Raw genomic sequence first — 19,967 nt, forward strand, 5'->3', positions numbered from 1 at the left:
ACAATTATTCTGCTTTTAATTTCAAATGAGCGAGAACATCTTCGGGTTTCTGATAGTCATATTTAATGACATCATCATCTTTCACTTTCTGAACACCTTCTAAAAGAATTTTATCGTTTTTAGTAATACCGCTTTTGATCACAAACAAATCGGGCATTGCTCCAGCAATAGTAATTTCTCTAGATCGCACTACATTTTTATTATCCACAACAAATACATACATTTTGTCCTGTATTTCATAAGTAGTTTTCTGCGGAATAATTAATGCATTTTTAGCAGGGACTGTCATCATTACCGAACCTGTTTCTCCATTTTTTAAAAGTTTATTGGGATTTGGGAATTTAGCTCTGAAGGCAATATTACCAGTTTCACTATCAAACTCGCTTTCGACCAATTCTACATTTCCTTTGTAAGCAAAAGGTTCGTTACTGGCCAATAACAAACTTACTTTGCTATCTCCGCGTCCTTTTATATTGGTTTGATATTCTAAGTATTCCGGCTCAGAGAGATTAAAATAGGCATATACCTGACTGTTATCAGAAAGCGTAGTCAATAGCTCACCCTCGTCAATTAAACTTCCCAGTTTTTTAGGAATACGGTCAATGGTTCCGTCAAACGGCGCTCTAATTTCGGTAAATGAGAGATGCAGTTTGGCTAACGAAACTTCAGCTCTTGCTTGTTCCAATTTGGCTTGAGCTACTGCTTGTTCGCTTTTTGAAACTATATTTTTATCAGCCAACGTCTTGGCATTTTGCAATTCTATTTCTGCCGCTTTGGCTTCAGCTTGCGCTTTTAGCAATTCAGCCTCATACATTTTTGGCATGATTTTGAATAACAATTGCCCTGCTTTTACAGATTGGCCTTCATCTACATAAATTTTTTCCAGAAATCCTTTTTCTTGGGCACGGATCTCGATGTCACGGACAGAACGTATCTGAGAAACGTACTGCTTGGTAAATGAGGTGTCAATTATGGCAGCATTAGTAACGGTAAACTTACCAGCTTCTTCTTTTTCTTCTTTTTTAGTTGTACAGCTTGTTAGGCACAACAAGGCTATCAAGCCTGTGAATGCAATTGTTTTCTTCATGGTGTAAATGGAAATTAAAGCCTTCGGAAAAAACGATTGGTGAAAAGTCATTTTATTAAAAGTAAGAATGACGAATTTGAAATATTCAGAAATAAAACTTCTGTTATTCAAATAATCATTTTTATTAATAAACGACATAAACCCAAACATTTTAGCGAAGAGCTAAAAAATTAAGTAATTAAAAAATTGGAATTAGTTTGGTACTTGGAGAAAAAATCAGCAACCAAAGCAAAATTTGAATGTTGATACCAGCAGAAGTAAAACTATTTTACGCTGACAAGATCTGTTTAATTGCAAATGTGGTAACTGATGAATGTTTGGATCAAATCCTTAAGACGCTTTGTGTAATATAAATACGATTGGATTGACCGCAAAAAGGCACTAAAGTCTTAGTACACTTAGAATTAGAATTTAAAAGATAATGATTGGATAAATTTAAATACCAACTTTGAAGGAAATTGTTTGTTGGAACTAAAAATTTAGTATCTCCACCAATTTTATATTCATCAACATTATGAAATTCTTCGTCCAAATCTATATCAGCTTCTTCAATAACAACGCTTTTTCGATTTGAATTTTTATGTTTTACTTGTTCCTTTTTTACAAGATTATTAGAAAAGGAGTAACCGATGTGATCAGGAAGCGTTTCTGCATGCAGATAACTTCCACCGCCAAGTAGAAAGAAACTTAAGAATATGTATAAAACATTTGCTTTCATTTGTCGGCGAAGTTAATGACTAAGCAATTCCTTTTTATAAATTTTAACTTTTTTTTAAATAATGATTCCCATTATCAATACAACCATCCTATTTTCGACTATGACTAAAAATCAAAGTGCAAACTGAAGATCAATTAATTAACCATTCCCTTTCAGCCTAAAATAGGTTCACAAATTATAAACTTTTATATTTCTCTTTTTTAACTATAGAAATTTGTTTCTTTGTTCACTATTATGATACAAACAACGAACTTAAAATCTTTTAATGCCTGAATATTTCCTAGATAAAGAATACAACAACCATACTTATGGCGTGGATGAGGTCAATTTCAAGGAATTTGAATGTTGTACGTTCAATAAATGTACCTTTTCGGCTTGTAACTTTATGGACGTTACTTTTATTGATTGTGTTTTTAATGATTGTATTTTTAGCGAAGGCAAAATCAATCATGTGGCTTTGAGAACCGTGACTTTTAACCGTTGCCAAATTAAGGATGTTAATTTTGCGATGTGCAACAAACTTATTTTTGAAGTCCGCTTTAACGATTGTGTACTGGATTTTTCCAAGTTTTATACTTTGAAAATAAAAGGAACTCCATTCATTGATTGTAGTTTGGTTGCAGTAGATTTTATGGCTACCGATTTGACCGAAGTACTTTTTGAAAATTGTGATTTGTACCGCGCCGAATTTGCCAAAGCCATTGCCAACAAAGCCAATTTCAAGACCAGTTACAATTACACTATTGACCCAAAAGTCACAAAATTAAAGAAAGCAATCTTTGCATTAGAAGGTCTGAAAGGTTTGCTTTATAGACACGACATTATAGTGAAGTAACTATTTAGGAAATAATCTTCCCGTCTTCCATAGTGATAATTCTATTGGTTTTATGTGCAAAATCATTATCATGAGTAACAATGAGTAAGGTTTGTTTTTTTTCTAATGTCAGTTCTTTAAAAATATCATAAACCAAATCGCTATTTTTCTTATCCAAATTCCCTGTTGGTTCATCTCCCATTATTATCAAAGGATCGTTAATCAAAGCCCGAGCAATGGCAACTCGCTGTTTTTGACCTCCACTTAATTGATTTGGCATTTTTAAGGCTTGTTCTTCCATGCCTAACGTTTTTAAATGTTCCAATGCACGATGCTCTAATTCTTGTTCTGAATATTTTGCCAATTTTAGTCCAGGCAACATCACATTTCTTAAAACATTATATTCAATTAACAAATAATGAAACTGAAATACAAAACCAATTTTTTCATTCCTGATTTGGGCTAATACTTTGTCTTCTTTTCCTGTTACAAGTTCATTATGAATTAATATTTGACCTTCATAATCGGTATCCATAGTAGAAAGCAAATACAATAAAGTCGATTTTCCGCAACCCGATTTCCCAACAATCGAAACAAATTCGCCCCGATCAATACTCATATTTATTTCTGTTAGCACTTTGAATTTTACGGGATCATAAAAATATTTTGTCAATCCTTTGGTTTCTAATATCTTACTATTTTCCATAATTACTTTCCTCTAATGATTTCTACTGGATCAATCTTACTGGCTTTTGAAGCAGGAAAGTAGCCTGCAATTGTAGTTGTAAATAAGGCAAAAATGATTCCTATGACATAATAAACCCCATCATAATAAATTGGATAGGTTGAAATAGTAGGTAAAGAAGGAGTCTTAAACGGAATTACATCTATAATCGATGAAAAAATAAAACCAAACAACAATCCAAACATTCCTCCCACAAAACCAATTATCAAGGAAAGAGAAATAAAAATCCACCTTACATCATTTCCAGAAAAACCTGTAGCTTTTAGAATGGCAATACTGTCCATTTTTTCATAAATCATCATGTTTAGAATATTATAAATACCAAAACCAGCCACTATCAGCAACACAACTCCTACTGCATAGGATATAATAGTTCGAACACTGCTTCCTGTTTCAAATTGGGCGTTGGCAGTTTTGTAATCAATGGTATCCAAATTAAATTTGTCTCGAAACTCTTTGGAAACTTCTGGAGCCGTTAATTTATCATGCAATTGTATTTGAATATCGGTTATGTAATTAGTAGGTTCGCCCAATATTTTTTGTGCAGTGTCGAGCGAAGTATAACTCATTACATCATCAACCTCAGCAATACCCATTTGAGAAATACCCACAATTTTAAGAGAAGACAAATTGCCACTGGGAGAAGTAATTTTAATAATATCCCCAACAGTGAGCATCATTTTACTGGCAAGGCCTTTCCCAAGAATAATGCTGTTATTTTGCAGTAAATTGGTAACCTTACCTTCGATAATGTATTCGCTGACTTTGAATATTTTTTCTTCTGACAAAACATCAATTCCATTGATAACTCCCGAAATTTCAATCGTTCCTGAATTAAAAAAAACAGGGGTAGTAATTTTTGGCGCCACATCAATAATACGTGGGTCTTTTTTTAAATATGCAATAATGGCTTTACTGTTATAAATCGATTTACCAATATCTTTTGGTTTTATAGATCGTATAAAATTAGTGTTGTTTTTATAGGCTTCCGCCAAAGTTATCGGCTGATGTTCCGCTGGTTTTATATCATTATACAAACGCACATGCGGAGTTCTGTTGAGCATCAAACCGTCCAACAGGTCATTTAATCCATTCATAAAACTAACCAGAGCAATAAACATAGCAATACTAAAAGTTACACCAATAGCGGCGACTATAGTTTGTTTGAGCCTTGCTTGAAGCAAATGCAATGCAATGTTTAAAATGAGTTTGAAGTTCATTATTCGGGTTTAAAAATAGATTCGCCAGGTTTTAGACCTTCCAAAATTTCGACTTTTTGATAATCACTCAAGCCTGTTTTTACTTTTCTTTTTTCCTTTTTACTGACTAAAACATATTCATCTTGAATCAAATAATTCTTTGGAATTGTAATTACATTCTTTTTGGTTTTGATGACGATATTCGCTTCGGCAGTCAAGTTGGGATACAGTTTAGGAGGCGGTTTTACAAAGTGAGCTTCTATCTTGAAAGTACGGGATTGTTCGACCATAATGGGATAAATTTTATCAACAATGGCTTCAAAAACAGCTCCTTTGTAACTGTCCATGGTAACATAGACCTTTTGTCCGAGGATTACTCGAACCATATCGTTTTCATCGACTTCAAGTTCTAACAAAAAAGAATTGGTTTTACCAATAGTTGCTAGTGGAATTTGTGGGGTAATATAAGCTCCTTCTCGAACCAATATATCAAATAATTGTCCAGAGAATGCACTTTTAACAGTAAAATCTTTTTGATTTCTTTGATTGATTTTTAGTGTATTGCTATTTATAGTTTCTTGGTTTTGCAATTGAGCTTTGAGTTGCGCCAATTGTTTTATTGCTACTTCATATTCCAGTTTGGAAGTTTTATAAGTGAGCACTAATTTTTCGTATTCTACATCCGAAATATATTCTAACTCTTTAACCCTTTTATTCCGTTTTAAAATAGATTCATCCAAAAGCATTTTATTCTTTGCTGTTTGAATTTTCATTTCAATTTCGGCAATTCGATCTTTGGAGTATTGATTGTTTTCTTTACTAAGTTGATAAGCCAATTCAGCATTTTGAGAGTTCAAACTAGCTCTATCTTCGTCTAATTCAAATAGTTTCTGACCTACCGCTATTGATTGTCCAACAGTCGCATCAATTTTTTTTAAATTTCCACTTACGGTAGCGTAAACAATATATTGTCCCTGAGCCTTTACTACTCCTGACGCATAGACACTTTCTGTTACATCTCCTACAGTAGGCTTAATTTCTCCGTTGTCCTTCTTAGCACAAGCTATTACTAGAAAAAAAGCAAATCCATAAACAAATATTGATTTTAACCTCATTTTATATTTTTTTGACGCTTATTTATACGAAAACTGATATAAATATACGACTTAAAAAAATGTAAAAAAATAATGATTGTTACATAATTACTAGCTCAATTAAATTTTGATTAAAAAAAATTAAACCCGTTAAAATGGCTTCTCCATTACATAATCCTCCATCAAATAACCATGTTCTAATTTAATATCAACTTCATCTACAATATTAAAACCAATTTTTTTATAAAAAACCAATGCTTTATTAAAACGATTGACATTTAGAGAAAGAGCAATCGAATCATTTTCTTTAGCAATATTTTCGACAAAATCGATTAAACTTTTCCCAATTCCTTTACCTTGCGTTTGTGGCAAAATATAAATTTTATGGATCTTGGTTTGTTGTTTTTGGTTGTAATGATGCTCATAGGAAGCAAAACCTAAAGTCTCCTCTCCTTCTTTGGCTAAAATAAAATGATGCCCTTTATTGGCAACACTATCCTTTAAGGCTTCCTCATTATAAAAGGCATCCAACATATAATCCAATTGCACTTTCGAAAGAATTTCTCCATAAGCAACGGGCCAAGTTTGATGTGCTATATTTTGAATCGTTGGGTAATCGTTTGCCGTAGCTTTAACTATTGTGATCATTGAATATATAAAATAGAAGTTTGAAGGAGAAAATAGAATTCAGAACTAGCAATCAACTGATCACTAGAACTTGAACACTGAACACTTTTTTTAACCATGAATCGTCTCATTCTTACCATAATTGGCAATAACAGACTCTTCAAATTCCAACCATTCTCTCCAGCGTTTTTCTACATCAATTCCAACACCATATTTTCGGGCATAGGTTATAAAAGTGGTATAATGACCGGCTTCACTTTCCATCAAATCTCTATAAAAAACTGATAGTTCTTCGTCTTTAATGTTCTCAGAAAGTACTTTGAAACGTTCGCAGCTTCTAGCTTCAATCATGGCCGAAAACAACAATCGCTCCACTAGACCAGAAACTCGGCTTCCGTCACCGCTTTTTTTCATGTACAAATACAATTCATTTACATAATCGTCTTTGCGCTCGCGACCTAATTTCAGTCCGCGCTTAATGATGATGTTGTGCACTTGTTCAAAATGATCGATTTCTTCTTTGGCCAAAGCCAATAAATCCTGAACTAAATCTTGGTGTTCTGAATTATTAGTAATAATGGTAATCGCGTTGGTGGCTGCTTTTTGTTCGCACCAAGCATGATCGGTAAGAATCTCTTCGATGTTTTTCTCAACAATATTTACCCATCTTGGGTCGGTTGGTAATTTTAATCTTAGTACTGACATTATAAAATTAGTTTAAGGTTTAAAATTTTGTTTAAAGTTTAAGGTTTTCTTGAAAAAGAAAAAGAGTTTAAAGTTCGAACTTTTGCACAATACAAAACCTTAAACTTTAAACTCTTTAAACTTTTAAACAAAAATTTAGAACACAAAGATTGCTCTTTCGCTCATCATTTCGTTTACTTCATTAGCTACTTCTTCGATAACATCTTCGTTAGTGTGATCTACCAAAACTCTATCGATTAAAGCAACAATTGTTTCCATATCTTCTTCCACAAGACCACGAGTGGTAATTGCTGCAGTTCCCACACGGATTCCTGAAGTCACAAATGGTGATTTATCATCGAATGGAACCATGTTTTTATTTACAGTTATCTCAGCTTTTACCAATGCATTTTCAGCTTCTTTTCCTGAGATTCCTTTGTTTCTAAGGTCAATCAACATCATGTGATTGTCTGTCCCTCCAGAAATAATATTGTATCCTCTTTTTACAAAAGCATCTGCCATTGCATTTGCATTTTTTTGCAATTGTCTAGCATACGTAAAGAACTCATCTTGCAATGCTTCACCAAAAGCAACCGCTTTAGCAGCAATAATGTGCATCAATGGTCCACCTTGATTTCCAGGGAAAACCGCAAGATCTAATAATGATGACATCATTCTGATTTCTCCTTTTGGAGTAGTTAATCCCCAAGGATTTTCAAAGTCTTTACCCATCATGATCAAACCTCCACGAGGTCCACGTAATGTTTTGTGAGTTGTAGTGGTTACAATATGACAATGAGGAATTGGATCATTCATCAACCCTTTGGCGATAAGCCCTGCAGGATGAGAAATATCAGCCATTAAAATAGCCCCTACACTATCAGCAATCACTCTAAAACGCTCAAAATCCATATCACGAGAGTAAGCCGAAGCTCCAGCAATGATTAATTTTGGTTGTTCTTTAGTAGCAATTTCTTGAATTTTATCATAGTTCAAGCGACCTGTTTCTTGATCTACACCATAAAAAACTGGGCTGTACAAACGTCCAGAAAAGTTTACTGGTGAACCGTGCGTCAAGTGACCTCCATGAGATAAATCGAAACCTAATATTTTGTCGCCTGGTTTCAAGCAAGCAAAAAATACGGCTGTATTCGCTTGTGAACCAGAGTGAGGCTGAACGTTTGCATATTCTGCGCCAAATAATGCTTTGGCTCTGTCGATAGCAATTTGTTCGACTACATCAACTACTTCACATCCTCCGTAGTATCTTTTGCCAGGATAACCCTCAGCATATTTATTCGTTAAAACAGATCCAGCTGCTTCCATAACTTCGTCACTTACAAAGTTTTCAGAAGCTATAAGTTCTAGTCCGTGTATTTGTCTGTCTTGTTCTTCAAGAATGAGGTCAAAAATTTGTTCGTCGCGTTGCATTTCTTTGATTTTCGTTAATTTGTCGCAAAAATACAAAAAAACGTTTGTTTAACTGTTAGATTATAATATATTTGACAAGTAATTTTCAACAAACAATTAACATTATCATGCCAATAACAGCCAACGATACCAGTAGAAAATCATGGTTAGAGGTACTGTCAGACAGTGACTTCCCTATACAAAACATCCCTTTCGGAGTTTTTCTTACCAAGGAAAATATCGTTACCGTAGGTACTCGAATTGGTAATTTTGCAATCGATTTAGGCGCTTTACAGCAATTAAATTATTTTGAAGGCATCGAATTGACGGACGATATGTTCATGCAAGATACCCTGAATGATTTTATATCCGATGGCCAAAAAACATGGCGATTAGTACGCAATAGAATTGCAGAACTTTTTGATGCAAAAAATCCAGAATTAAGAGATAATACTACCCATAGAGACATTGTAATTTTCAGAATGGAAGATGTAGAAATGCAACTTCCCGTTCTAATTGGCGATTATACAGATTTTTATTCCAGTAAAGAACATGCAACTAATGTTGGAAAAATGTTCCGTGACCCAGAAAATGCTTTATTACCCAACTGGCTACATATTCCAGTAGGATATCACGGAAGAAGTTCAACTATTATTCCGTCTGGAATTCCAGTTCACAGACCTATGGGACAAACGTTGCCAAATGGTGAAACGAGCCCCGTTTTTGGACCATCTCGACTAGTAGATTTTGAATTGGAAACAGCATTTATCACAACCGATGTCAATATTATGGGAGAGAATGTTCCTGTAGGTGAAACCGAAGCTTATATTTTCGGAATGGTTTTATTAAATGACTGGAGTGCTCGTGATATTCAAAAATGGGAATACGTACCATTAGGACCGTTCTTAGCCAAAAACTTTGCTTCATCTATTTCACCTTGGATTGTAACTCTAGATGCGCTAGAACCTTTTAGAACCAAAGGCCCTAAACAAGAACCTACACCTCTTCCTTATTTGCAACAAAAAGGAAAACACTCCTTTGATATCAATCTAGAAGTGGCTATTGCACCCGAAAATGGAACTCCAACAGTTGTTTCTCGATCTAATTTCAAACATATGTATTGGACAATGAGTCAACAATTAGCGCACCATACCTCAAACGGTTGTCGGGTAAACTCCGGTGACATGATGGGTTCAGGAACCATTTCAGGACCAACCCCTGACAGTTTTGGATCAATGTTAGAACTAACTTGGGGTGGTAAAAACCCAATACAATTAAATGATGGTACCGAACGTAAATTCATAAACGATGGTGATACCGTTATCATTAAAGGATACAGTCAAAACGGACAGGTTCGAATTGGTTTTGGAGAATGCTCCAGTAAATTACTTCCTCCATTTGTAAGACAATAATCCCAATACTTTCTAACCAACCGACAATTTAATAGTTGTCGGTTTTTTTATGCTATTTAAAGATTGAATTTGACAAAGGAATAGTAAGTTTGCAAAATAATTTTAGTCAAAAATCAAAATAATTCATTGCCCCAAAACATGAAAAAAATTACTACTATAATTGCTTTTTTTGTTCTATTTACATCTTGTGGAGTAAAACAAACTCAAAACAATTTGGCATCAGGAAATTACGATGCAGCTATTGACATTGCTCTTTCCAATTTACGCTCCAATAAAGACAAAAAAGGAAAACAAGATTACATTTATTTACTCGAAGAAGCTTTCGCTAAAGCTAAAGAACGCGATTTAAATACTATCAGTTTTTTGAGTAAAGAGAACAATCCGAATGAACTAGAAAAAATTTACAGCACATACCTAACTCTAAATGAGCGACAAGAAAAAATTAAACCTTTGCTTCCGCTAAAATTAATTAAAGAAGGACGAAATGCCATTTTTCCATTCGATAATTATAATGAACCTATTATAAGTAGCAAAAATGCTTTATCCAATTATTTGTACGCAAATGCTAAAGCCTTGATGCTAACCAAAAATAAAATGAATTACCGTAGGGTTTATGATGATTTAGCCTATTTGGACAAAATAAATCCAAATTTTAAGGATGTATCCAAAATCATGGAAGAAGCTCAATTTAAAGGTACTGATTTTGTTATCGTATATACCCAAAATGAAACTAACATGATTATTCCGATACAATTGCAGAATGATTTACTGGATTTTAAAAGTTACAAATTAAATGATAAATGGACTGTTTACCATAGTGTTAAACAAAAAGATATTTACTACGATTACGGAATGCAAATCAAATTTAGATCTATTTTTATATCGCCTGAACAAATAAAAGAAAGAGAATTTATCAAAGAACGCCAAGTAGTTGACGGGCAGAAAAAACAGCTTGATGCCAATGGCAGAGTTGTTGTAGACAGAGAAGGCAAACCTGTAATGATAGATAATCTTATTAATGCAAGAGTAAATATTTATGAAGTTAGACAATTTAAATCCTGTCAGATTACTGCCAAAGTGGACTATGTAGATAACAAAACCAAACAACCTATAGAGTCATTCCCTATAACTAGCGAATTTGTTTTCGAAAACATCTATTCTACATACAAAGGAGATCGTCGTGCAGCCGATGATAATTATTACTCTTATTTCGACAAGAGAATTATGCCCTTTCCTTCAAGTGAACAGATGGTTTATGACACAGGCGAAGATTTGAAAGCCAAAATCAATTCGGTTATTTCCCGAAATTCGTTTAGAAAATAAGATCTTTTCATTACTAAAAAAAGAGGCAGTCTAAAAATTTAGACTGCCTCTTTTTTTTACATAAAACAAATTAAAAACTATTTGTCAGTATTAAAAATAACTTTACCTGTTTCAATATCATATACTGCTCCAACAATAGCTACTTTTTTGTTATCATAAAACTCTTTTAAAATAGGTTCTGCAGTTTTCAAAAAAGCAACACCATGTTCTATATTGGCATCGATAACTTTATCCAGCACTAAATCATTATGAATTGCCAGATTTTTTTCTTCTTTCTCACTTTCAATATATTCTATAATTTTTTTAATATGATCCGTTTGTTCATAATGTCCATTTGATTTTATAAAAGCTTTCATAGCTCCACAATCTTTATGTCCCATCACGATCACCAGTTTACAATCTAAATGTTCAACGGCATACTCAATACTTCCTAATTCATAATCTCCCATTACATTACCTGCAGTTCTTATCGAAAAAATATCTCCAAGGCCCTGATCAAAAACAAGTTCAGCCGGAACTCTTGAATCGGAACAACTTACAACAATAGCAAATGGATGCTGACCCTTTTTTAGTTCGCGAATTCTTTCCAAAGTTTCATCAGGATGCATGGGTTTTCCTGAGGCAAATCGTTTGTTTCCTGCTTCGAGTTTTTGAAGTGGAGTTAAATTAGCATCTTCTGTTTTTTCAGTTTTATTACAAGCGAATACTACACTTATAAATAGTAAATAAAGCAATCCTTTTTTCATGATAATAGTCTTAAATTACAACAAATCTTATATTGTTATAAAGAATTTAAACAAAGTAATAAATAGTAATGAGTCGTAAATTTAAGAACATCAAACTGCGCAAATATTGACATTTATCATATTCAATGCATTATATAAGAGAAATAAAATCAATCATAATTCTCAAACGATATTGTTAATATATTTTGGGTTCATAAAGAATTCTCTTTTTTTTTATTTTTATAAAAAAAACCCCCTATTTTTTCCTAAAGATGTTATATCCGCGTAAGTGATAGCAGCTAGCTACCAAAGTAGCGCATTCTATGATAAAAAACAAATAATTTTAAAATATTAACAGGCAAATTTATATGTATTTATATATGGTGTTTGTCTGTTAATTACAGAGAAAACACGTCCTATTATTTTGCATTTTACATTGTTTAAGACTAACATAGCATTTTTGCCTTCTCCTTTTTTTCTTTCATAATATTCTTTGAGTTGCGGATCGTGTTTTACCGCTGTTAAAGCACACATTTGTAATATTGATTTCATTTTTTTATCTGCCATATGATTGACTTTGGTTCGTCCTTTTATACTCGAACCCGATGTATGTTCAAAAGGTGCGGTTCCAGCGTAACAAGCCAATTTTCTGGCATTATCAAATGCTGTAAAGCCTCTTGTAACAATTAGCATATAGATAGCCGTTTTATCTCCAATGCCAGGAACACTTTTAATCAACTCAAATTGTTTTTTCAATTCAAAATGATTACATATTATTGCTTTCATTTCCTTCTCAATAGATTTTAATGTTGCTTTTAAAAACTTCACTGTTTTATTATTTATTCCTTTAATTGATTGATAAACTTGTTTTGGTGTAAAATCAGCATTCTCTTTTGTCCCTTCAAAAATTTTAAATGATTTCATTACTTTTTCTCTTTCAGTGAAAAGCAATTTTAATTGTTGAATTACTGTTTCTGGTAAAGTAGACAGTTTTAGTTTGTCAATATTTCGAATACTGTACAAAGCAATGTCTTTGGCATCTGCTTTGTCATTTTTACCTCTCGAGATCCCTTTAGATCGTTTGATTTCAATGGCCGGCACAACCCAGAAATCAAGATTGTTTTCAGATAGACAGCTGCTTAAAGGGAAAGTATAAACCCCAGTGTTTTCACAGCAAAATAAAACAGCACTTAAATCTATCTTCTGTTTTATTAAGTTTTTAAAAATTTCCTTAACGCCTTTTAAATTGTTTTCGACAATGAAATGATTAGTTACATTAGGTTCTTCTTTTTTTAAAAGAACCACATCCAATTTTGATTTTGAAATGTCAACGCCTACATAAAATAAATAGTTTTTCATAACTTTGAATTTAGGATAAACAAAAATGTTGAACTTCTTTAGAGCCTTTATTAGACCTTGATGTCTATCATTCTATTTGAAGCAATTCAACGGGATTCAAGGAGAAGACAGAGGACTAATGCGCTACATAAGTCACAAGCTTGGCGGATAGCATAGTTCACCTCTGTTTTCCTTTGAATAAATTTAGTGTTATATTAAATACAAAGTAAAGGCGAATAGCACGACCGCCGCTAGAGAAAAGGGCCATGACGACAAAGAAACTAGCCCTTTTTTCTAGCGGCGGTTACGCCCAAACGAACTTTTAGAATAAATGAGTCAAAATCATTTTAAAAACTCTTTTCTAATCCTTAGCCTTACTTCCTGAAAAAGAAAAATTAAGCTCAAAAACACTCATTTAAATTTAAAATTTCTTTTTTATTACAAAAATAGACCCATTTGTTAAAAAATTGACTTTTACAAAAATTTTAGCATTTGGATTGAAAAATAAGTGTAAATTTGCACCAATGAAAAAAATAGAAACATATAAAACAGTTATCTCTCGGATAATTACACCTACGACTTCTCCCGAAGTACGGATGCTATAATCATAGCTTCCATAGTGTAATCGTATTATATTTATTCATTTCTTATTTTATCGTTTTGAAATTATTTCCATCTTTATTTGGATTTATACATCCAAAAAAAATCACCAAACACATTTTATCTATCTGTAATTCAATTATTTGGATTGTTCTTTACTTCATTTATTCTATATTTGACATTGTAAATCCAGAACATTCCACACTTCATTACAGTACATTATTTAACCTAAAATATAACTCTTGAAATGAATATTTCTATTGTAGTAACTCAGGAAGAACATTATAAGTATGCGCAGGAAATATGCGATACCATAGAATCATCTGCCTTGTTGAGAGGTACTGGAATTGCCAAAAGAACACCAGAATACATCCAAAAGAAGATGGAAAAAGGCGATGCAGTTATTGCACTTAACAACGGAATCTTTGCTGGTTTTTGCTATATCGAAAGTTGGCAACACGGTCAGTTTGTGGCACACTCCGGTCTAATAGTTCATCCAGATTACAGAAATTTGGGACTGGCCAAAAAAATAAAATCGTTTGTATTTGACTATTCATTACAAAAATATCCAGACGCCAAAGTATTTGGAATTACAACAGGCTTGGCGGTAATGAAAATCAATTCGGATTTGGGCTACAAACCGGTTCCTTTTTCGGAACTGACTAACGACCCTAGTTTCTGGAAAGGTTGTCAAACCTGCACTAATTATGAAATATTAAAAAGCAAGGAACACAAAATGTGTTTGTGTACCGGAATGCTTTTTGACCCAAAAGAAAAACCGAAAGACCCACCCAAACATCCTTTTAACGTAAAAATTCTAAACCGATTGAGAGCCATAAAACAAGCTTTGTTTTTGGGACCACATCCTCCGAAAGGGGAACATCAAAAAATCTAAAATTGATTTTTGATAGTAAACAAAAAAAGAGAACAAATAAATATAATCAAAATATAACATAATCCTTTTCCGCAAATTCACCCTCGGAGAATGTTAAGGAATAGGAAAAACCACAAAATCATGAAAAAAGTAGTATTAGCATACAGCGGAGGATTAGACACTTCTTATTGTCTAAAATATTTGAAAAATGAAAAAGGGTATGAAGTTCATACCGTATTAATTAACACTGGTGGTTTTGATGAAGCCGAATTAAAAGCAATCGAAGACAGAGCCTACGAACTAGGAAGCGCCAAACACGCCAACCTAACTATCGTTGACAAATATTATGACAAAGCCATTAAATATTTGATTTACGGAAATGTTCTAAAAAACAACACCTATCCCCTATCTGTAAGTGCCGAACGTGTTTTTCAAGCTATTGAAGCCATAAAATATGCCAAATCTGTTGGTGCAGAAGCTATTGCTCACGGAAGTACGGGTGCTGGAAATGACCAAATTCGTTTTGACTTAATTTTCCAAACCATCGCTCCCGAAATTGAAATCATCACTCCTATCAGAGACTTAAAATTATCTCGTCAGGAAGAAGTAGATTATTTAGCAAAAAACGGCGTTCACTATTCTTGGGAAAAAGCGCAATACTCAATCAACAAAGGACTTTGGGGAACTAGCGTAGGCGGAAAAGAAACTTTGACTTCAAGTAAACCATTGCCAAGCGAAGCCTATCCATCACAATTACAAAAAACAGATGAAGAGAAGGTAACACTTCAATTCGAAAAAGGACAATTAGTGGGCATCAACGATGTTCTTGATACTCCAACCAAAAATATCGTTGCTTTGGAAAAATTAGCCAACGCCTATGCGATTGGTAGAGACATTCACGTGGGTGACACCATTATCGGAATCAAAGGAAGAGTTGGTTTTGAAGCCGCTGCTCCTTTAATAATTATCAAAGCGCACCATTTGTTAGAGAAACATACTCTTGGAAAATGGCAGCAATACTGGAAAGAACAGTTAGGAAACTGGTACGGAATGTTATTCCACGAAGGGCAATTTTTGGATCCCGTGATGCGTAACATCGAAGCTTTCCTTGAAGACACTCAGGCTACGGTAAACGGAACCGTGATTGTTTCGCTTAAACCGTATCACTTTACCCTTGATGGAATCGAGTCCGAAAACGACTTGATGAATACTGGTTTTGGTCAATACGGCGAAATGAACAACGCTTGGACGTCTGACGATGCCAAAGGATTTATCAAAATTCTGGGTAATGCGCAAAACATATTCTCATCTGTAAACAAATTGACACACGATTAATACGGCAATTTAAAGAATTGTTAGGAGCGAAAGTTTAGGCATTATTGGAGGTATGGGTTCCCGCTATTCGTTGCAATTCCCGATAAACAAAAACTACGGCAAAAAAGCCTTGTTTTTCTAAATCGGGAGATTTTCACTGCTATCGGGGCTCAAGAGGAAATATTAGGAAGTACCAGGTTTTATCCTGCAAGGTTTTTTTTAACCTTGTAGGTATTAAATATCCTAAAATATACCTACAAGGTCAAAAAAAGACCTTGCAGGAAAAGGCAACAAAACGCATTCAGTTTTATAGCATATTTAAAAATAAAAAATTATGATTAACATAGGTATAATTGGCGGATCTGGCTATACAGCCGGAGAACTCATCAGAATATTAATGTTTCATCCCGATGTTACTATCGATTTTGTTTACAGCACCACAAATGCTGGAAAACCGCTTTCGGTAGCGCATCACGATTTATTGGGCGATATCGAAATGAATTTTACCGATACCGTAAACCCTAACGTAAATGTAGTTTTCTTGTGTTTAGGACACGGAAAATCAAAAACATTTTTGACCGAAAACCAGTTTGCAAGCCATACTAAAATCATCGATTTAGGAAATGACTTCAGATTGCACAAAGACGAAGTTTTTGATGGCAAAAAATTCGTTTACGGTTTACCGGAACTGAACAAATCAGCGATTAAAAACGCTCAGTTTATTGCTAATCCGGGCTGTTTTGCCACAGCAATTCAGTTGGCTTTATTGCCTTTGGCGGATGCCAAATTATTAAATGGAGATATTCACATCAACGCCACAACCGGAAGCACAGGAGCTGGAGTCGGACTTTCGGAAACCTCTCATTTCAGTTGGAGAAACAATAATATGTCGCATTACAAAGCTTTCGAACACCAACATTTGGGAGAAATCTCAGAAAGTTTGCACCAATTGCAAAACGATTTCACAAACGAATTGCTTTTTATTCCAAACAGAGGGGATTTTCCAAGAGGAATTTTTGCAACATTATACACTACTTGCGACGAAAGCTTGGAGGATCTTGTAGCCAAATACGAAACATTCTATAAAAACCAACCTTTTGTAACTGTTACCACATCTGGTATCAATATGAAACAAGTGGTTCAAACCAATAAATGTATTATTAGTTTAGTCAAAAAAGGAAACCGGATTTTGATTACCTCAGTAATTGATAATTTAGTAAAAGGCGCCTCGGGACAAGCCATCCAAAATATGAATTTGATGTTTGGACTGGAAGAAAGTACGGGATTGCATTTGAAACCAAGTGGATTCTAGAAATAATTAAAAGATTGAAGAATTTAATGGTTGAAAAATTAGTGAAATTCATAAAAGATATAAATCTTTAAATTCTTCAATTTTTAAATCTTTAAATAATTAAAAATGAACTTATTTGACGTTTACCCATTATACAACATCACTCCTGTAAAAGCATTAGATTGCACAATTACAGATGAAAATGGTGTAGAATATTTAGATTTATACAGTGGCCACGGAGTAATCTCTATTGGCCACACACAACCAGATTATGTAGCCAAATTGAAAAATCAATTAGACAACATCGGGTTTTATTCGAATGCGATCCAAAATCCATTACAAGTGGAATTGGCCGAAAAATTAGGCAAACTTTCAGTATGCGAGGAATACAGCTTATTCTTGTGCAGTTCTGGTGCTGAAGCCAATGAAAACGCATTAAAATTAGCCTCTTTCCACAACGGAAAATCAAGGGTAATTGCTTTTGAGAACTCTTTTCACGGAAGAACTTCGGCAGCGGTTGCGGTAACAGACAACAAGAAAATTGTTGCTCCAATCAACGCACAGCAAGTGGTTACTTTCTTGCCGTTAAACAATCTTGATTTAGTGGAAGCCGAATTGAAAAAAGGTGATGTTTGTACTGTGATTATCGAAGGAATTCAAGGCGTTGGTGGATTGGACGAAGGAACAACCGAATTTTTTCAAGGATTAGAAAAATTGTGTGTACAATACGAAGCAGTTTTAATTCTGGACGAAGTACAGTCGGGATACGGAAGAAGCGGGAAGTTTTTCGCTTTTCAACACCACAACATTAAACCGGATATTATTTGTCTTGCCAAAGGAATGGGGAACGGTTTCCCAATTGGCGGAATCTTGATTGCTCCAAAATTCACCGCTAGCCACGGATTGCTGGGAACTACCTTTGGTGGAAGCTATCTTGCTTGTGCTGCTGGAATTGCCGTTTTGGACGTAATTGAAAATCAAAAACTGATAGACAACGTAAATGACGTTTATACTTATTTTCTTAAAGCTATCAAACAAGTTCCTGAAATAATAAAAGTAAAAGGAAAAGGATTGATGCTTGGCGTAGAATTTGATTTTGAAGTAGGTCCGTTACGTAAAAAACTGATTGTCGAAAAACTAATTTTTACAGGAAGTGCCAACAATAAAAATCTATTGAGAATCCTTCCACCTTTGACTGTCAAAAAGGAAGCTATTGATACATTTATAGTTGCATTGAAAGAAAGCTTAGCTGAATTAAAGGCCTAGATAAAAACAATAGAATGCTTTTTCAAAGCAAAACTTAACAAACTTAATCTCTTAATGGTTTGAACTTTTTTTGAAATATTAAGAGATTAAACAAATTAAGCAAAAGTTTATCCTTTTTTAAAATAGAATAAACGCTAACCAATAACCAAAAACCAATGAGCCATTTATTACCCATACAAAAAAGAAATGCTGTTCTCAATCGAATGGCCCATTTGCTCGAGCAAGAAAGAACCAACATCAAAAAAAGCAATCAAGAAGACCTTGAAAACTATAAAGGAGATGATTTAGCAATGGAAAAACGCTTACTTGTAGATGATACCAAAATTGACGGTATGATACTTTCATTACGTCAATTGTTTGCGCAAGAAGATCCTGTTGGCCAGGAACGCTTTCATTTTGTACACGATAATGGCATCAAAATCACCAATAAAACAGCGGCTTTCGGAACGATATTGATTATTTACGAATCCAGACCGGACGTAACCGTTGAAGCAGGCGGTATCGCTTTCAAATCGGGAAATAAAATCCTTTTGAAAGGAGGTAAAGAATCCTTACGTTCCAATTTGAAGATTGTCAGTCTTTGGCACCAAGCTTTAAAAGACAATGATGTAGATACGAATTGGGTCGAATATTTGAATTACGACCGAAACGAAACACAAGCCTTTCTGGAAAAACCAACTCAAAAAGTAGATTTGATTGTACCAAGAGGCGGTGAAAATCTAATTGCTTTTGTCAAGAAACACGCTACTTGCCCCGTGATTGTAAGCGGTCGTGGTAACAATTTTGTGTATGTAGATAAAGAAGCCAATTTAGACCAAGCACTTTCTATTATTATCAATGCTAAAACCTCAAATATTTCAGTTTGCAATGCTTTGGACAAAATATTAATCGACACAAATTTGCCAAACTGGGAAGCTTTTGCCCAAAAAGTGGTTGCCGAATTACAACAAAAAAACGTTACCGTTTTGGGAGACGAAACGATTTCAATAACAACAAACGTTCCTCAAATAGAATCTGATTTGGTTTGGTACGAAGAATTTTTGGATTATAAAATTGTAATTGGCGTTATCAATTCCAATCAAGAAGCGATTGAAAAAATAAATAAATATTGTGGTGGACATTCGGCTTCCATCATCACCAAAAATGACGCTGTTGCTCAAGAATTCATGGAAAATGTGGATACGGCAGCGGTATATCAAAACGCTTCTACCCGATTCACCGATGGAGGACAATTTGGTCTTGGCGGAGAATTAGCGATAAGCACAGATAAATTACACCAACGAGGTCCCATTGGATTGCAACATTTGGTGACCAATAAATGGTATATTTATGGTGACGGACAGATAAGATAAGATTGCAGATTGTTGATTAACGATTTTTGATTTCAGAATAAAGAGAAAAGAACAAAGAATAAAGATTTTTAGGAAGATAATGCTTTGCGAACTT

General features: G+C 34.0%; 18 protein-coding genes. 8 read left to right on the plus strand and 10 right to left on the minus strand.

The window, feature by feature from the left end; translation table 11 throughout:
- Positions 1 to 4: 4 nt before the first annotated feature.
- Complete coding sequence (locus OZP06_RS17695; RefSeq protein WP_269224522.1) at positions 5 to 1,087, minus strand: efflux RND transporter periplasmic adaptor subunit; 1,083 nt, start codon at positions 1,085 to 1,087, stop codon at positions 5 to 7.
- Between the two features lie 322 nt (positions 1,088 to 1,409).
- The gene (locus OZP06_RS17700; RefSeq protein ID WP_269223033.1) at positions 1,410 to 1,805 is read right to left on the minus strand and encodes a hypothetical protein; all 396 of its coding nucleotides are present in this window, start codon (positions 1,803 to 1,805) and stop codon (positions 1,410 to 1,412) included.
- A 265-nt stretch (positions 1,806 to 2,070) separates the two neighbouring features.
- Here OZP06_RS17700 and OZP06_RS17705 point away from each other — a divergent pair, with 265 nt between their 5' ends.
- Complete coding sequence (locus tag OZP06_RS17705; RefSeq protein ID WP_269223034.1) at positions 2,071 to 2,640, plus strand: pentapeptide repeat-containing protein; 570 nt, start codon at positions 2,071 to 2,073, stop codon at positions 2,638 to 2,640.
- Positions 2,641 to 2,644: 4 nt separating this feature from the next.
- Here the strand turns inward: OZP06_RS17705 and OZP06_RS17710 are convergent, their stop codons facing one another.
- The 6 genes from OZP06_RS17710 to glyA all read right to left on the minus strand — a co-directional run bounded on the left by OZP06_RS17710 (position 2,645) and on the right by glyA (position 8,399).
- Entirely contained in the window at positions 2,645 to 3,325 is a 681-nt protein-coding gene (locus OZP06_RS17710; RefSeq protein WP_281239514.1) for an ABC transporter ATP-binding protein, read from the minus strand.
- A 2-nt stretch (positions 3,326 to 3,327) separates the two neighbouring features.
- On the minus strand, positions 3,328 to 4,584 hold the full coding sequence (locus OZP06_RS17715; protein ID WP_281324048.1) for an FtsX-like permease family protein: 1,257 nt from the start codon (positions 4,582 to 4,584) through the stop codon (positions 3,328 to 3,330).
- Positions 4,584 to 5,678: an efflux RND transporter periplasmic adaptor subunit gene (locus tag OZP06_RS17720; protein WP_281324049.1), complete on the minus strand. Its 1,095-nt coding sequence runs from the start codon at positions 5,676 to 5,678 to the stop codon at positions 4,584 to 4,586. Before OZP06_RS17720 ends, OZP06_RS17715 begins: the two co-directional genes overlap by 1 nt.
- Before the next feature lie 129 nt (positions 5,679 to 5,807).
- The gene (locus OZP06_RS17725) at positions 5,808 to 6,305 is read right to left on the minus strand and encodes a GNAT family N-acetyltransferase (RefSeq protein ID WP_269223035.1); all 498 of its coding nucleotides are present in this window, start codon (positions 6,303 to 6,305) and stop codon (positions 5,808 to 5,810) included.
- A gap of 90 nt (positions 6,306 to 6,395) precedes the next feature.
- Entirely contained in the window at positions 6,396 to 6,989 is a 594-nt protein-coding gene (locus OZP06_RS17730; RefSeq protein WP_281239510.1) for a tRNA-(ms[2]io[6]A)-hydroxylase, read from the minus strand.
- A gap of 135 nt (positions 6,990 to 7,124) precedes the next feature.
- Complete coding sequence (glyA, locus tag OZP06_RS17735; RefSeq protein WP_269223036.1) at positions 7,125 to 8,399, minus strand: serine hydroxymethyltransferase; 1,275 nt, start codon at positions 8,397 to 8,399, stop codon at positions 7,125 to 7,127.
- 107 nt (positions 8,400 to 8,506) lie between these two features.
- On the opposite strand from glyA, the gene fahA reads away from it, so the two are divergent.
- Both fahA and OZP06_RS17745 read left to right on the plus strand, forming a co-directional pair.
- A complete protein-coding gene (gene fahA, locus OZP06_RS17740) occupies positions 8,507 to 9,790 on the plus strand; it encodes a fumarylacetoacetase (RefSeq protein WP_269223037.1) in 1,284 nt (427 codons plus the stop codon).
- 138 nt (positions 9,791 to 9,928) lie between these two features.
- A complete protein-coding gene (locus OZP06_RS17745) occupies positions 9,929 to 11,113 on the plus strand; it encodes a hypothetical protein (RefSeq protein WP_269223038.1) in 1,185 nt (394 codons plus the stop codon).
- 77 nt (positions 11,114 to 11,190) lie between these two features.
- Here the strand turns inward: OZP06_RS17745 and OZP06_RS17750 are convergent, their stop codons facing one another.
- The gene (locus OZP06_RS17750; protein ID WP_281324050.1) at positions 11,191 to 11,859 is read right to left on the minus strand and encodes a carbonic anhydrase; all 669 of its coding nucleotides are present in this window, start codon (positions 11,857 to 11,859) and stop codon (positions 11,191 to 11,193) included.
- 330 nt (positions 11,860 to 12,189) lie between these two features.
- A complete protein-coding gene (locus OZP06_RS17755; RefSeq protein WP_269221582.1) occupies positions 12,190 to 13,197 on the minus strand; it encodes an IS110 family transposase in 1,008 nt (335 codons plus the stop codon).
- Between the two features lie 826 nt (positions 13,198 to 14,023).
- On the opposite strand from OZP06_RS17755, the gene OZP06_RS17760 reads away from it, so the two are divergent.
- The 5 genes from OZP06_RS17760 (at position 14,024) to OZP06_RS17780 (ending at position 19,873) form a co-directional block, all read left to right on the plus strand.
- Positions 14,024 to 14,671: a GNAT family N-acetyltransferase gene (locus OZP06_RS17760; protein ID WP_269223041.1), complete on the plus strand. Its 648-nt coding sequence runs from the start codon at positions 14,024 to 14,026 to the stop codon at positions 14,669 to 14,671.
- 120 nt (positions 14,672 to 14,791) lie between these two features.
- Complete coding sequence (locus OZP06_RS17765) at positions 14,792 to 15,985, plus strand: argininosuccinate synthase domain-containing protein (RefSeq protein ID WP_269223042.1); 1,194 nt, start codon at positions 14,792 to 14,794, stop codon at positions 15,983 to 15,985.
- Positions 15,986 to 16,298: 313 nt separating this feature from the next.
- Complete coding sequence (argC, locus tag OZP06_RS17770; RefSeq protein WP_269223043.1) at positions 16,299 to 17,276, plus strand: N-acetyl-gamma-glutamyl-phosphate reductase; 978 nt, start codon at positions 16,299 to 16,301, stop codon at positions 17,274 to 17,276.
- A gap of 105 nt (positions 17,277 to 17,381) precedes the next feature.
- Positions 17,382 to 18,521 (plus strand): aminotransferase class III-fold pyridoxal phosphate-dependent enzyme, encoded by a 1,140-nt coding sequence (locus OZP06_RS17775; RefSeq protein WP_269223044.1) that lies wholly within the window; start codon positions 17,382 to 17,384, stop codon positions 18,519 to 18,521.
- 155 nt (positions 18,522 to 18,676) lie between these two features.
- Positions 18,677 to 19,873, plus strand: coding sequence for a glutamate-5-semialdehyde dehydrogenase (locus tag OZP06_RS17780; RefSeq protein WP_269223045.1), 1,197 nt, complete (start codon positions 18,677 to 18,679; stop codon positions 19,871 to 19,873).
- Positions 19,874 to 19,967: the final 94 nt, after the last annotated feature.

The organism is Flavobacterium sp. IMCC34518, assembly GCF_027111095.2.
Taxonomy (GTDB): Bacteria; Bacteroidota; Bacteroidia; order Flavobacteriales; family Flavobacteriaceae; genus Flavobacterium; species Flavobacterium praedii.